Origin of the sequence: Acetobacter sp. DmW_136 (genome assembly GCF_008690365.1) — a bacterium.
Taxonomy (GTDB): Bacteria; Pseudomonadota; Alphaproteobacteria; order Acetobacterales; family Acetobacteraceae; genus Acetobacter; species Acetobacter oryzifermentans.
In genome coordinates, this window is record NZ_VHON01000020.1 from 39,810 (window position 1) to 53,830 (window position 14,021).

The window sequence follows — 14,021 nt, forward strand, 5'->3', positions numbered from 1 at the left end:
TGAACGGCAGAGGCAAGCCATTGAGCAAGCCCAGAGGAACTGATGTCATCTGATCTACGCGCCAAGTTTCAACTTGATTTTGCAGTTGGTTCTGCTGAACCATTGCAGCGTGTTGAGGCTGTTTTATCCCGCATTGATGAAACGCTGGCGCGTATGCAGCGGGCAGCAAACCCATTTGACGAATTCACCCAGCCCGTTGCACGCGCCACCCAGGCAACACAGCGTTTGAATGAAACGCTGACGCGCACGACGGGAGCCACGGAAGCGGTAACTGAAAGCGCAACAGCTCTTAACGAAACACTGACACGCACAACAGGTGCTGCTGAGGCTGCAACCGAGGGCGTGACAGGACTGAACGAAGCGCTGAACGAAACTGGCGCGTCTGCTGTGACGGCCACAACCGGCATTGGTAAAATCGGCATGGAAGCCGAAGCGGCTGCAACGCAGGGCGTAACTGCCATGGAGCGCCTGCAGGCTGCCGTATCGCGCGTGCGTTCTGGCGCTGGCAGTTATGCTGGCGGAGTGAAAAGCGCCGGACAGGGATTTCACGATGCTGTTCAGCAAGGCCTGGGCAGCGCATTTGGCGCAGCAGCAGCCGGGTTTGGTGTATTGGCACCCGTGCACGCTGCGGCTGAATACGACAACGATCTGACGCATATCGGGATCACATTAGGCAAGACTGGCCAAGATAATGTCGTATTCGCACATGATCTTGGCCAGCGCATAAACAAAATAGCTCAACAAACGGGCCAACGTAGCACAGATCTAGTGAAAGCGGCATCTTTCTTCAGTATGGAAGGGTATTCGCTTGATCGGATTATGAGTTTCACACCAACAGTTGCTAAAATATCCACTGCATATAATGCGGCTCCTGAAGCAGTGGCAAAGACGGCATTCGCCCTTCAGGAAAACTTAGGAATTGATGAAAAAACATTACCCAAAGGATTAGCTGAAGTTGCGCGTGTTGGGAAAGAAGCTGCATTACCAATGGAGCAATTGGCACCGCTCTTTCCTGTTGTGGCGGCCCAAGCTGGTCGGCTTGGTGTGCACGGGACAGAAGGTCTTTCCGGCCTTGCTGGAATGTTGGCTGTTATTCGGAAAAGTACGGGATCAGAAGGGCAAGCAACTGCTTATCTCAATCAGTTTATGACAACCCTCACCTCAAAACATGCCCAGCATCGGTTTTCAAAATACGGCGTGGATATGATTGGGGTGATTGAGAATGCAGAAAAGGCAGGTACTAATCCATTAGAAGATGTTCTGGGTTCCATTCAGAAAATCGCCAATAAAACGACCCGATTAAGGGCAGTTGCCGATCTATTTGGTAACGAGCAAGATATTGGTGCGGCATCTGCGCTCCTAAAGCACTTTGACCAATATGAATCTATCAAAACAAAAATTGGTCAAACCTCACCAGAGATGATTACCAAAGACTATGATACTGGCCTGCAGTCAACATTGATCCGGGTGCAGGCATTTGAAGATGCTCTGGGGCAGGTTGAACGTCAGATTGGCACAGCGTTTGTTCCTGTTCTTAATGTCGGGACAAAAGCTCTGCATCTTATATCCAATACATTTGTCTGGTTAGACAAGCACGTGCATGGAGCGGCTACAGCGATGGTAACCGGTGTGGGTGCAGTGTTGGGATTGACTGCTGCATTGGGTGCTCTGGGTGCTGTAATGATTCCGCTGAAGGCGGGTTTTACATTGGTGGATGCGTTGACTGCTGGCTGGCTGTCGCGTTTAGCCCGACTAGGCGTGAGCATCATAAAGATGCCGTTTGCACGCTTGGGCAGTTTGTTGATGTGGATCGGGCGTTTGGGTGTTGGCGTTGTTGCGGGTTTGGGGCCAGTTGGCATTGCTATTGCGGCCGTAACAGCAGCCGTGACCGTGGGTTATCTAGCCTGGAAAAACTGGGATAAAATCAAACCCATGCTGACCAGTCTGGGAAACTGGATCAGCGGATGGGCGCAGTGGCTTGGCCACATCTTGATGCAGCCGCTGCACGCCATGGACGAGTGGTTTGCCTCTACTAAAATTGGGCATGCCATGGATTCCTGGCTGGCGCATCCAAGCGCACCATCTCCAGTTCCGGCCGGAATGCCTGCGGGCAGCGGTGCGCAGTTTGGGCTGCACGTGACGCATGATCCGGGATTGGCTGTACGCCAGACATCGGGGCCGCGTGGATCTGTCAGCATCGCGCCTGACCGAGGGCGCATGGTGAACAATCCATGAGCAGTGCATTGAGTATGGCAGGGCTTGGTGCTGGTTCCCTTGGTAGTCAGCTTGGCCTGGTAGGTAGTTTGGGTGCTGGCCTGATCGGATCTGCTCTGGCTACGGCCAGCTGGCGCGGTGTGACATTTTTCATGCCGAATTCGCAGGATCAGGCAGGTCGCCGGATTGTGCAGATCTGGTTTCCTGGCCGTGATGATTTTCGCACACAGGATTTTGGCGCATTTGACGGGCCAATCCGTGTGCAGGGCATTATTGTTGGAGATGATTACGTTATTCGCGCCAAGCGGATGCGTGCCGCTCTGATGACGGCCGGAACTGGCACATTGGTGCATCCATGGTGGGGTGTTCTGCAATGTAAGCTGTTGCAGCCTGGCACGGTTTCATTTTCTGACCGTTCCCTCCGTGTTGCCACGTTTGAAGCCATTTTCGTGCGTGCGCCCCAAGTTACCGCAGATAAGGGGCTATTCAGCAGCATTACGGATACGCTGACCAATGTTCTGACACAGGCGGATGCGCTGGTGGATCAGGCGGTTTTAACGGTGCGGAATGTGCTGTCACCATTAACGCTGCCACTGGCTCTGGTGAGTGCTGTGAGTAGCACAATCAATCAGGCGCATGGGGTGTGGGATGGTTTGACCGGATCTACCGCACAGCTGAATGTGCAGAGTGCAGCAGCAACCCCATTGAATGCGTTAAGCACAGGCGTGACGGTTCCTGTTTCAAACACAGACACCACGTTTGCTGATCAGGTTTCGGATTTGCTGGTAGGTGTTCCGGCCGCATTAGTCGCGGCGGCCTCTCCCGATGCCACGGCCGCCATTGCTCCGGCCGAGGAAGTGAGCGGAACGCAGAATGATGCCCTAGATCCGCGCACCACAGCCTCGTTACTGTTATCAGGCAGTGATCAGTTGCAAAGTGCAGGCCAAAGTGCCGCCGCTCAAGGGGCGTCTCCGGCTGCTGTGCTCTCTCTGTCTCTGGCGTCACAGGTTTTCACCGTGACGCAGGCTGTGGCTGTGGCTTCTGGCATTGATTACACGAGCCAAGAGGATGCGTTGTCCTGGCGTAATACGTTACTGGCTGCTCTGGATACACTGGCCGACAATATTGAAGCGCTGGATGCAACCACTGGTGCCAGCATTCCAACCAGTGGGCTTCTGGCAGCCCTGCAGGATGCCAAGGCAGCAATCACGGCCGATATTTCGGAACGTCTTGGCCGTCTGCCTGCAGTTCTGAATGTTCCTGTTTCGCGGCAGATGAGCGCCTGGTTGGTTGCGTATGCGATTGCCGGTGAAAACCCGGAGGAAGTGGAGGATGTGTGGGCTGATCTGATTGTGCGCAATCAGCTCTCTCACCCAGCATTGTGCGGACCGGGCACCGTGCAGGTGCTGCAGCCAACGGACGTGGCATGACAGTTTCGGTAACAACAAAAACCCGCCTGATGACGGTTCAGGTCAACGGCGTGACGCTGCACGACTGGACAGCCTGTGAGGTCGGTCGGGATCTGGCAGATATCGCCGGTGCCTTCCGTATCCGATATCTGGATACAGAACGCCTGTATGAAGCATTTGGCGGAGACGTGCCTGAATTTGCGCGTATTCGGGAGAATGATGAGGTTCTCATAAAAGTGTCGGGGCAGACTGTCCTGCGTGGCTATGTTGACAATATTCAGGGCGCGATTTCTGACAACGGCGGCGGCGATGACGAAGGCATGATATTTTCGGGCCGTGACGTTGTTGGGGATCTGGTGGACTGCTGTGCAGCCCCATTGGGACCAGGTGAATACAGACAGATTGATCTGACAACAGTTGTCGGCAATTTGGTAAAGCCATTTGGGATTGCCGTTTCCAGCGATATTGACCCAGGCGCACCGTTCACTCTGGTTGCCGTTGAGCCATCGGAACCGGCCATGAGCACCATTGAGAAGCTGAGCCGTCAGCGCGGTGTTTTAGTTGTTTCTGATGGCATAGGCGGCCTGAAACTGACCAAGGCAGGAACAACACGCGCGCCTGAAGATTTGCGGGTCGGTGTTAATATTACCCGTTTGGATTTCAACATTGATGTGCGGCAGCATTATTCCGACATCTTTGTTAAAGGGGCTTTTAAGAGCCTTTTAAGGCCCAAAAAAGCTGCTCTGGATGCAACAGCATCCCCTTTGTCCGATGATAATGGCACGGCGCCAGCACAGCCTACTGCAACGCACAATGAAGCACGTGCCGTGCTGTGTTTGGGGCATGCCATAGATCCATCCATGCGGCGCTACCGTCCTGTCGTTTTTCAGGCTGCCACACAATCTGGAGGATCTGTTGCAGCGCAAACAGCACCTGAAATACAATTGGACAGCAGTGCTTCAGGGCTGACAGCAGATCCGGGTCCGGTTGCTGCCGCCTATCATGGAAGCACACGTCGGCCGTCACGTAAGGCACGGAAACCGCGCACGGATGCAACGCCGTGGACGGTGCAGGATCAGGCCGATTGGCGCATGCGCACAACACGTGCGCACGGCACAATGCGGGTTTACACAGTGAAGGGATATGCAGGCGCGAATGGTGATTTGTGGCTGCCTAACGCGCTGGTTTATGTGAAAGACCCGTATGCCGGATTAGATCAGGACATGTTGATTGCGGCTGTAACCTACGTGGCAGATCAGGAAGGATACACCACGCGCATTAGCGTTGTGCCACCTGACACGTATGATCTGACAGGTGATGCTGACCGCGTGAAAAAAGGCACGCGCCGCAGCGGCCTGATAAATGCGAGCGCCAAATGAGCCGCATGCTGCAAAGTCTGTTTATGGGGGTGCGCAATCTGTTTGTGCGCGGTGTTGTCCGTGATCTGGATGACAGTGGCGCGAACCAGACGCTAACGGTTGATACCCATGTGGGGCGCACACGCACACAGGTGCCCGTTTATCAAATTTACGGCTTGGCCAGCCATGTTCCGCATGATGGTGCCATTACAGTCATGTTGCACGCAGGCGGAGACCATAGCGACCCTATTGCCTTGCCTCCGTCCAATCCTGAAAAAGCCCGTATGGGTAATCTGGCTGAAGGCGAAACAGTGCTGTATGACAGCGTCGGCCAGAAGATTTTCCTGCAAGGCGGTAAGATTGTGATGGTAGATGCTGCCCAACAAATGTTGGTGCGCGTTGCCGGACAGACTGTTTTGACAGTCACCCAAGATGGGGCTTCCGTGCAGGGCGATCTGTCCGTATCAGGTGACGTCACATCTGGTGGCACTGTGACAGGCAAGAAAGATGTTGTGGCTGATGCAGTCAGCCTGAAAGACCACACGCATACCAGCGGCGAACCGGGATCTCCTACCTCAGCGCCAACCTGATGTCGAAAACATGCTTGGTAATGCATGCTTTCGTCTTGATTTATAATCAGCGGCATGCAGAGCAGTGCCCCGACAACCCTGAAAATGAAGACCGATGCGACCGGCAAGCTGGATGTTGTTATTCAGCCATCCGGCGCAGGCCGGGGCACGCTCGCGGTTGATCGTACCTTGGGCACCTCCATGCTGATTGCCCTGTGTTCAGACAGGCGCGCGGCAACGGATGACGTATTGCCTACAGATCTGCCATTACTGCCGGGCCAGAGTCAGGGAATTCTGGCCCGGCGCGGATGGATTGGCGATATTTTGCTGGAAGATGGCGTGCGACTGGGCAGCAGAAGCTGGCTTCTGTCTCGCGGCAAAATGTCAGACGTTGATCGACTGCATGCTGCGTCCTACGCGGCTGAAGCAACTGACAGCATTGCATCCTTCTGGAATGTTGAAATTGCCACCAGTGCAGCCTTTGCAGGGACTGGTGGTATTGCCGTGACATGCTCTGTTGGGGCTTTGTCTGTCACCCGCCAAGTGGGCACTGCGTAATGCCCTTAGCAATTCCCACAACCAAGCAGCTGGTTCAACGTCTGGCATCCGCGATGCTGGCGCAGCAGTTTGTTGCCGATGACGGCACGATTGTACGTCTGGACCCAAATGCGCCTGCCACATTAGAGCAGGTTCTGGGTGCTGTGTGGGCGCTGGCTATGCGTGAGGTTTATGCGTGGCAGCGGGATTATTGTCTGGAATTGCTGGTCACCACAGCAACGGAAAACGGCCTGTTGCCGCAGCATGCCGAAATGTGGAGCACACCGCGCAAGGCGGCAACGGCCGCTATTGGCAACGTGCTGGTAACGGCCAGTTCAGCAGTGACGCTGCCCATTGATACAGCGTTGGTTTCTGATGGCGCAATTCAGTGGCTGGTCACAACTGCCACGAGCATTGCTGCAGGTGCAACTGTATCTGCGCCCGTGCGGGCGAGTGCTACCGGCACATCTGGAAATCTGGCCGGAGGGACGGAACTGACCCTTGTAACGCCTGTGGCTGGCGTGACGTCTGCCATTGTAGATCCGCAAGGGATTGCGGGCGGTGCTGCGATTGAGCCCGTAGAGGCGTGGCGTGCACGTATTATCGCCAATATTCGCAACCCCGATGGTGGCGGCACAGTTGCCGATTACCAGAAATGGGCTCAGGAAGCCGGTGCAGCATACGTGAACGTAGTGCCGGGCTGGCTGGGTGCAGGCACTGTTGGCATTGTTGTAGCTATGAACGGACCTGTTGCGGCCACGGATGCCCAGGTGCAACAAATACAGGCCTATATTGACAGTGTGCGGCCTGTGCGTGGGAACGCGTATGTGGTTGCGGCGCAGATTGTCACACGTGACGTGACGATCCAGCTAGACCCAGACACGGTTGATGCGCGTGATCAGATTACCGCTCAGCTGACAGTGTATTATCCCGGCAAAGGTATTGGCGGGCGCATCTATCGCGAAGAACTAGATGCGATCATCAGCACTATCAATGGCAACAGCAATGACCTGCTGAACCCGACTGCTGACGAAACGCTGCCGAACAATGAACTGGCCGTTCTAGGCACGGTAACGTGGCAGACCGCATCATGAGCAGGACGGCTGATGACATCCGTGCTGAGTGGCTGAGCGATTTCATTCCGCCTGGTGCACCATGGAACCGCAGCGCTGATGGGAACCTAGCCAAATTGCTGCTGCCGTTCTGCGCAACATTGGCGCAGATTGAGGGGGATATTGAATCTCTGGCTCTGGAAATCAGCCCGCAAAACGCGACAAAATTGCTGGCTGATTATGAGGCTGTTTTAGGTCCAGATCCGTGCGGACGTGACCAAGGCGTGCTGACGATTGCGCAGCGCCAGCAACTGGCGTTCCAGCGCTGGATTGCATCTGGCGGCCAGTCGCTCGCCTACTATCAGCAACTGGCAGCCGCAGCCGGATATCACATCACGATCACCGAGATCGAACCCTATGTCTGCGATGGTGATGATGCGGTTTGCGCTGCTGCTGTGTGCAGCACGCCAGCTGATCTGGCTGTTGTCGTGATTACGCTGCCCAACCGCAACACCGGTCTGGAATGCCCGATATTGCGCAACAAACAGGCGGAAACAGAAATTGTATTTGAATACGCAGATGAGGCAGCCTGATGGATAGGACGAAAGCCGCTGGATATATCACCGTTGATGGAAAGCGCGTTTATCAGGATCGCGACAAGCCGAACGGAATTGCAGGCACATCGCTGATCGCGGCAGATCGCACAGCGGTGCAAGAAGAGCTCATGAATCTCATTACAGGCGCAGGTTTGACGCCTGATGCCGATGATCTGACGCAAGTATTTAAAGCTATTAACAAGATCATGTCAGGATCTGAAGAAGGTTATTTCCTCAAAAGCGGTGATACCGCAGCGTGGGTAACCTCTGATGGTTGGATTATCGCTGGCAATGCACGCGTGATGTCTGGTGGATCTGGAGCTGGTGGAGCTATTCAGGTTGGCGATTATGTATGGTCTGATGGGATAACGGCGTGCGGCTACGGCAAGATGGCGGTTTCGTTATCTGTGGCAGACGTAAACGGCAAAGGGGGCGATTACAGAGTAGGCGCACTCCTGCAGTTTACGGCATTTGATGGCACGCAAGAAAATTTCTATTTTCGTGGTGATGGTTACATCTATGACCAGAATGGAAATAAGTTTTTAAAGGCTGCTGATCTTGACGGGGTTGTTGCAAACACCAATCCCGGTATCACGGGCGCGATTTCAGGGACATCTATCTGTGTTAATCCAGAAGATGGGCGCGCATATTTTGCATATTCTGGCAATACGCAGATCGCGGCGTTGGCATGGAACGCTGACGTGCAGGCTGAAACGCAGGCGCGAGTAAACGCTGTTATATCTGAGGCGAATGCTCGCGAAGAGGCAGATGCCAGCCTACAAAACCAGATCAACAACTGTGCTCTGAAATCAGAGTTGCCGTTGCCAGAGGGGATGCATTGCCAAGTTTTTTCTGCACCCATACCAAGCCCCTGCCCAGAAGCAGGTTGGCTTGTTGATATTCCATCGGGATGGAAAACGCATTCATTTGTGACAGCCTGTGACACAGGAGCAAATGTGTATGCTGTGTCTGCTGTAGTCGAAAATAATACGCAGGCCCGGCTATGGGCAAAATATCCGACTAATGGCGCATGGGCGCAGGGCGGTGAAGTAACTGTAACATCATTCGGTTACCCGTCATGAGCGATTTTGTGTTCAAGCGCGGCACTACATTTTTGGTGACGTGCATCAATCAGGACGCGCAGGGCGCGCCGATTGATCTGGGTGGCGCGGTAATTGCTGCGGAACTTAGGGACAGCCAGAACGCGCTGATTGCGCCACTGGTGCCTGCGGCTGTTCCGGATCAGCCCGGCACATACACACTGAGTTATCCGGGCGACACGTCCGGCTGGCCATTAGGAATGCTGCGCACGGATGTGCGTATCAGCAAACTGGACGGCACAATTGTACAAACAGGAACGGTCACGATTGCAATCGTGGATAGGGTGACACAATGAGTATTGGTGTGGATCAGGCGCAGAGTAACGGGCCGGTTAATGTCCTGATTGCTGGGAGTGCGCCCGGTACGCCCGGCACTCCTGGTGTCGGGATTGCAGATGTCCGGGTTGATGACCAGGGGCAACTGCTCATCACCAAAACCGACGACGAACTGATCACCTTGTCTCTGGATGCGGTTGTGCAGCTGGCAGCAATGCAGGCGGCTGCAAATATCGGGACAAATATCAATGATCTGGAAGCCAATGTGGTTGCAGCCGCGTCGTCAGCTGTAACGTCTCAAGGTGCTGCGGCTGAGTCTGATAAATCTGCAGTTGTGGCAGAGCAGCATGCTGCTGATGCAAAAACTGCTGCAGATCAGGCTGTGCCGCTGCTGGCGTCTGCAACCAATGCGGTTGCTGGCGTTACGTCTGATGCCGCTGCGGTTAAAGTGATGCTGACTGCGGCCCTGAATGGGGACGCCCCGTTAGTTTATTGCGGATATTGGGACGCCGCAAAAAATAGCCCCCAACTGGATAGTGGTGTGGGGAATGAGGGAGATCTGTATCTGGTGGCGGTGGCCGGCACAACGTCTGTAGACGGTGCGGCAGCATGGAATGTTGGTGACGGTATCTGGTTTACTAACGGCCACTGGCAGTATTTTGCTCGTGCCTCATGGGTGGCAGTGGCACAGTCTCTCTACGCGCTGCGATCTGTCCTGGTGGGTAGTCATGAAATATCGGCAGACGCCGCGCTGCCTTTCCAGATCCGGGATGCGGCTGGCAATGTTGCGCTGCAGGTTGCGCAGGATGGAGCACTGCATGTGCTGGGGTTGGGGCTGTGTGACGGCAGCGCATTGGATGCTGATACCTCCCAGCCGTCAGCACTGCGGTTAGTGGGATCTGACGGTTCCTACGTGGATCTGGACGCGCCGGACTACGAGCAACGGATTGCACAGCACGCGCCTGCGCTATGGCTGGACGCTGCTGTGGGTGTTGTTACTGACGACAGTGGTGTGGTGCAATCGTGGTCTAGCCGTGTTGCCAGCCCGTGGCAGGTTACTGTCAAAACGGGCACGCCTGTGCGGTTTGCGACAGCAGCCGGATATGCCGTGCGGTTTGACGGCACGTCAGCGCTCTCGCATGCGCTGCCATTTACGCCGGGCACTATTATTGCAGTCTATCGCAATACGGTTTCGACTGCCTCTGCGCAGCCGGTCATTATGGGGAGCGATAGCGCTACTGCTGGCACCCCAGCGTGGTCGTTGCGGGGGTATATTCCAATGGGAGTGCCCGGAGCGTATGCCCGGGCGCAAGGGCTGCAGGTTGGCACGTCTGCGTCTGTGAGTGGGTTCGCGGGTAGGCTTAATGCAGCGTTGGGGCACTGGCAGATACTCGGCGCGACGTATGACGGAGACACCATTGCGGCGGCTGTGGGTTTGACGCACGCAACGCCCGTTGCGCGGGCGCTTACGGCAACACCATTAGTGTGTGGTGGTAGCGGCGGTCTGATTGGTGCATCATATTCAGCATCAGGCATTCTCACTGATTTTTTCGTTGGCGATCTGGCTGAACTGCTGGTGTGGGATCGTGTTCTGACGGGCCGAGAATACGATGACGTGGTGCGTGCGCTGCAGTCCAAACACAGTCTGCAGCCGGTATTTGGGCGCTTTCTTTATAGCGCGTTCCAGACGACGCAGGCCGGAAACGAGGCGGGCGGTATTGAGGGCCTGGTGATGTTGTCGTCAGACGACGGCGTGGCGTGGCAGCATGTGCCAACGGAAATGCTGTTTGATGCCGAACACACAATGCGAGACGCCAGTATCACGTATCATGGCGGCCGGTTTGTGTTGGCGTGCACTGCGAGTTCGTTCGCCGCGGGTTATCAAGACAGGTTTTCAGTCTGGCAGTCTACGGACGGTCGGCACTGGGATTTTGTGACAGACGTGCAGTGTGCGCTAAATGGCGTGTCGGCACATCAAACGTGGGCACCGGAATGGTACCATGACCCTGCGGACGGCCAATTGCGGCTGGTGGTGCATTGTATAATCGGGACAGGCGGCAGCCAGGTTTACGAGATGCATCCGCTGGATGATTTGTTAATTTCGTGGTCGGTGCCGCAGCTCATCACGCTAGCTGGATATCCGCAGGTTATCGACAGTTTCCCGCTGTGCATCAAGGGGCAGTGGGTACTGTTTTTCAAGGATGAAGCCGCGCGTCAAATCCAGATCGCCACAGCCACCAGCCCGACTGGCCCGTACACGGTGCAGACCTCTGGCAACTGGGCAGGCTGGGGTAGCGGAGTGGAAGGGCCGAGTGCGTTGTATCTCGGTGATGATGCCGACGGCAACACGATGCTGCGTGTTTACCTAGATGCACAGGGCAACGGCATTAGTTACAGCGATGCCGTTGGGAAATGGCCCGATGTTTTGACTGGTGCGTGGTCTCCCCCGAAGCTGTTGTCTGTTGCGTCACGCCCCCAGCATGGCACCTGTATCCGCAACCCTTTCCCCCATTATGGAGCCTGATATGGGCCTGAAAATTTCTCTCGCAAATACGTCGTTCGCGCGGTCTCTGGAGTTTGTGCCTGCATCTGACGCTACGATTACTGATTGGTATGTGTTCGGAGATCGCACTGGATCTGGTAGCGTTACAGATGGCTTGATAAATCAGGCAGCAGGTGCAAAAGCGCCAACTGTTACGGGCGCAGCAGATATTATCGTGCGCGCAAACAGTATTATCGTAAACAATACTAAATCTGCGATTATCAGTAATTTACCCGGTTCTGGCGATTTTACCGCGTTTGCAGTTGTGGTGCCTGATTTTTTCAATGCAGCCACAGCGGCAACAGGCCAAGGCAATCCGGTGGTGGCTGGGATGCTGGGAGTGATCCCGTTCGGCAATATTCTGGGCGGGACGAGCTTGTCTGGCGTTGTGGTGCAGGCCAATGCACAATCAGCTGACACATTTAATTGGCAGGGTTTCTCTCAGGGCGTTTATTCTGGGTTCAGCACCCTCCACCAAATTTTTAACCCGTCTATACCTGTTCCGATTGGGACTGCCCCAATTTTGGTGGCGTTGGTGCAGTCTGTGGCGACCAAGACGGTGACGTTTTATGATCTCACAAATGCTCCCAGCCAGGCGTTATCTGCTGGCCCGATGGGGACAGGCTATAACGTAGCAACGTCAAATCTCGTGGTGGGTGGATCGTACGATGCTGATATCGGGAACGGCCCGTGCCTGGGTGCGCAATTGTCGTTTTGGTGCGGGTCAAATCGAGCGATGACGCAGCCTGAAGTGCAGTCGATGGCTGCAAATATTCGGCGTTTTATGCTGAACAGAGGTGTTGTAGTCGGGTGATTGGCTTGGTTGATCTGTGGCATTCGTACGGTGGCCTCGTGCAGGGAGCGGGCGGTTTGGTAGCAGGATGGTGCGGCAGTCTGGCACGCTTCCGTGCCCAGGCCCGACGCGACAAGCTGGATGCCGGGCAACAAGCACTGGATCTGGCGGAAGCTCTCGCAGAGCGCGATCACGCTCAAGCTGCAGCGCTGGATACGCTAAGGCGTAGGGAGTGGACGCTCGCTGAAGCAGTTCAGGACGTCTATGCGGAGGCAATTGCAGTGCGGTTGATCGTCCATGATTTGGATGCTGCGGCTGGACGACCGCTACGGCAGTTCAGGCCGCTGCCGCCGTATCCATTTCCGGCAGAGGTATCTCAGCCTGTCACTGATTGTTAGAGGCCTATTAAGACCTCTTTAAGAGGCATTAATAGGCGCGCACGTCGAGCCTAAGACGGTATTTTTTGGGTTCCAAATTATCTGGCTGGCAGTTCCAAATTATGCGGCCCGCTACACCGCTGCCTGTGATGCGAGACGGGCCGCAGCAAAAACCGCACGCTTTTCATCCTTCAACATGGCAATCCAACTTCCAATGTAATCGGCATGTCGAACTGTTGGCGTGATGTTCAATTCGGCAAGAACAAATGCTGCCGTCAGTTCAGCCACGATCTCCTCTGCCATGTATTTGTGTGAACCGAACCGCCCTGACAGGTCACGGTCCAGACGGTTCTTATGGCCGCTCCAATGCGCAGTTTCGTGAAAGGCCGTGCGGTACCAGTTAATTTGCTCATAATAGGCATTCTGTGGGGGAAGATGGATATAGTCTGGATCCGGGGCATAAAATGCCTTGTCTCCACCAATCCGGATGTCCGCACCTGTGGCCTGCAGCAGCGCTTCTGCATGAGGGACGATCACGCGCTCCGGTAGCGGCGCGACTGATCCTGCCATTTCTTCGGGCAGGTTCTCACACTGGTCAATGTTGAAAACCGTAAAGCGCTTCAAAAAGGGAATGGCACGCGCGTCCTCACCTGCATCCTGACCACCGGGCACAAATCTGTCCGCATAGAAAACAGTCGTGCCTTTTTCACCCTTCCTGACATTGCCACCAACTTTGCGCGCCTGATTAAACGTCAGCCATCTCTGAGAGGTAAAACCGCGCATCTGTACTGTTCCCCACAAAAGCAGTACGTTGATGCCACTATATCGACGACCTGTGGTGACATTGAGCGGGAGCGACGGACCTGAAGCAGTATTAGACCAGGGCTGCACCCATGGCGCCACTCCATTTTCCAACTGCTCCACGATGCGGTTGGTCACATCCTGATAGAGATCGACACGTTCATGTTTGGTCATGATGAGTTCCTCTCTTTTGAGACTTAGCCCAGACCCGCAAAGGTCAGTTTATGGGGCAGCACAAAATCGGGACCGCAAATCAGAACAGCGATCGTCATAACAAGGAGAATGACCCCCACGAACAAACCTGCGAGTTCGACGCGGATTTCTCACACTTGAGGCAATTTCGGGTCATTTTGTAGAATTCAGTCATCCCACAGGAGCCCGATCTGGAATATTGACG

Annotated in this window: 13 protein-coding genes; 12 read left to right on the forward strand and 1 reads right to left on the reverse strand. The window is 55.0% G+C overall.

What is annotated here, in order from left to right; genetic code table 11:
* Positions 1 to 42: 42 nt before the first annotated feature.
* The 12 genes from FKW31_RS07760 (at position 43) to FKW31_RS07815 (ending at position 12,844) form a co-directional block, all read left to right on the forward strand.
* On the forward strand, positions 43 to 2,235 hold the full coding sequence (locus tag FKW31_RS07760) for a phage tail tape measure protein (RefSeq protein WP_006115534.1): 2,193 nt from the start codon (positions 43 to 45) through the stop codon (positions 2,233 to 2,235).
* On the forward strand, positions 2,232 to 3,644 hold the full coding sequence (locus FKW31_RS07765) for a DNA circularization N-terminal domain-containing protein (RefSeq protein ID WP_006115533.1): 1,413 nt from the start codon (positions 2,232 to 2,234) through the stop codon (positions 3,642 to 3,644). The genes FKW31_RS07760 and FKW31_RS07765 overlap by 4 nt, the downstream gene beginning before the upstream one ends.
* Positions 3,641 to 5,002 (forward strand): phage baseplate assembly protein, encoded by a 1,362-nt coding sequence (locus FKW31_RS07770; protein ID WP_035353519.1) that lies wholly within the window; start codon positions 3,641 to 3,643, stop codon positions 5,000 to 5,002. Before FKW31_RS07765 ends, FKW31_RS07770 begins: the two co-directional genes overlap by 4 nt.
* Positions 4,999 to 5,571, forward strand: coding sequence for a phage baseplate assembly protein V (locus tag FKW31_RS07775; protein ID WP_006115531.1), 573 nt, complete (start codon positions 4,999 to 5,001; stop codon positions 5,569 to 5,571). The genes FKW31_RS07770 and FKW31_RS07775 overlap by 4 nt, the downstream gene beginning before the upstream one ends.
* 84 nt (positions 5,572 to 5,655) lie before the next feature.
* Complete coding sequence (locus tag FKW31_RS07780; RefSeq protein WP_050793097.1) at positions 5,656 to 6,108, forward strand: phage GP46 family protein; 453 nt, start codon at positions 5,656 to 5,658, stop codon at positions 6,106 to 6,108.
* Positions 6,108 to 7,181, forward strand: coding sequence for a baseplate J/gp47 family protein (locus FKW31_RS07785; RefSeq protein WP_035353523.1), 1,074 nt, complete (start codon positions 6,108 to 6,110; stop codon positions 7,179 to 7,181). The genes FKW31_RS07780 and FKW31_RS07785 overlap by 1 nt, the downstream gene beginning before the upstream one ends.
* Complete coding sequence (locus FKW31_RS07790; RefSeq protein ID WP_050793096.1) at positions 7,178 to 7,732, forward strand: putative phage tail protein; 555 nt, start codon at positions 7,178 to 7,180, stop codon at positions 7,730 to 7,732. Before FKW31_RS07785 ends, FKW31_RS07790 begins: the two co-directional genes overlap by 4 nt.
* Positions 7,732 to 8,817, forward strand: a complete 1,086-nt coding sequence (locus tag FKW31_RS07795; RefSeq protein WP_006115528.1) for a hypothetical protein — start codon at positions 7,732 to 7,734, stop codon at positions 8,815 to 8,817. The genes FKW31_RS07790 and FKW31_RS07795 overlap by 1 nt, the downstream gene beginning before the upstream one ends.
* Positions 8,814 to 9,131 carry a hypothetical protein gene (locus tag FKW31_RS07800; protein WP_035353526.1) on the forward strand — a complete coding sequence of 106 codons (318 nt, stop codon included), beginning with the start codon at positions 8,814 to 8,816 and terminating at the stop codon, positions 9,129 to 9,131. Before FKW31_RS07795 ends, FKW31_RS07800 begins: the two co-directional genes overlap by 4 nt.
* Positions 9,128 to 11,635, forward strand: coding sequence for a hypothetical protein (locus tag FKW31_RS07805; protein WP_006115527.1), 2,508 nt, complete (start codon positions 9,128 to 9,130; stop codon positions 11,633 to 11,635). Before FKW31_RS07800 ends, FKW31_RS07805 begins: the two co-directional genes overlap by 4 nt.
* The gene (locus tag FKW31_RS07810; protein ID WP_139018853.1) at positions 11,592 to 12,467 is read left to right on the forward strand and encodes a hypothetical protein; all 876 of its coding nucleotides are present in this window, start codon (positions 11,592 to 11,594) and stop codon (positions 12,465 to 12,467) included. The genes FKW31_RS07805 and FKW31_RS07810 overlap by 44 nt, the downstream gene beginning before the upstream one ends.
* A 5-nt stretch (positions 12,468 to 12,472) precedes the next feature.
* On the forward strand, positions 12,473 to 12,844 hold the full coding sequence (locus tag FKW31_RS07815) for a hypothetical protein (RefSeq protein ID WP_150178217.1): 372 nt from the start codon (positions 12,473 to 12,475) through the stop codon (positions 12,842 to 12,844).
* Between the two features lie 111 nt (positions 12,845 to 12,955).
* On the opposite strand, the gene FKW31_RS07820 is transcribed toward FKW31_RS07815, so the two are convergent.
* Positions 12,956 to 13,798: an ArdC family protein gene (locus tag FKW31_RS07820; RefSeq protein WP_150178218.1), complete on the reverse strand. Its 843-nt coding sequence runs from the start codon at positions 13,796 to 13,798 to the stop codon at positions 12,956 to 12,958.
* Positions 13,799 to 14,021: the final 223 nt, after the last annotated feature.

Bases quoted from the DNA above. Each gene is read 5' to 3' on its own strand.
- FKW31_RS07820 (WP_150178218.1), bottom strand. From the start codon at position 13,798: ATGACCAAACATGAACGTGTCGATCTCTATCAGGATGTGACCAACCGC.
- FKW31_RS07775 (WP_006115531.1), top strand. From the start codon at position 4,999: ATGAGCCGCATGCTGCAAAGTCTGTTTATGGGGGTGCGCAATCTGTTT.
- FKW31_RS07770 (WP_035353519.1), top strand. From the start codon at position 3,641: ATGACAGTTTCGGTAACAACAAAAACCCGCCTGATGACGGTTCAGGTC.
- FKW31_RS07790 (WP_050793096.1), top strand. From the start codon at position 7,178: ATGAGCAGGACGGCTGATGACATCCGTGCTGAGTGGCTGAGCGATTTC.
- FKW31_RS07785 (WP_035353523.1), top strand. From the start codon at position 6,108: ATGCCCTTAGCAATTCCCACAACCAAGCAGCTGGTTCAACGTCTGGCA.
- FKW31_RS07760 (WP_006115534.1), top strand. From the start codon at position 43: ATGTCATCTGATCTACGCGCCAAGTTTCAACTTGATTTTGCAGTTGGT.
- FKW31_RS07780 (WP_050793097.1), top strand. From the start codon at position 5,656: ATGAAGACCGATGCGACCGGCAAGCTGGATGTTGTTATTCAGCCATCC.
- FKW31_RS07765 (WP_006115533.1), top strand. From the start codon at position 2,232: ATGAGCAGTGCATTGAGTATGGCAGGGCTTGGTGCTGGTTCCCTTGGT.
- FKW31_RS07795 (WP_006115528.1), top strand. From the start codon at position 7,732: ATGGATAGGACGAAAGCCGCTGGATATATCACCGTTGATGGAAAGCGC.
- FKW31_RS07805 (WP_006115527.1), top strand. From the start codon at position 9,128: ATGAGTATTGGTGTGGATCAGGCGCAGAGTAACGGGCCGGTTAATGTC.
- FKW31_RS07810 (WP_139018853.1), top strand. From the start codon at position 11,592: ATGGCACCTGTATCCGCAACCCTTTCCCCCATTATGGAGCCTGATATG.
- FKW31_RS07800 (WP_035353526.1), top strand. From the start codon at position 8,814: ATGAGCGATTTTGTGTTCAAGCGCGGCACTACATTTTTGGTGACGTGC.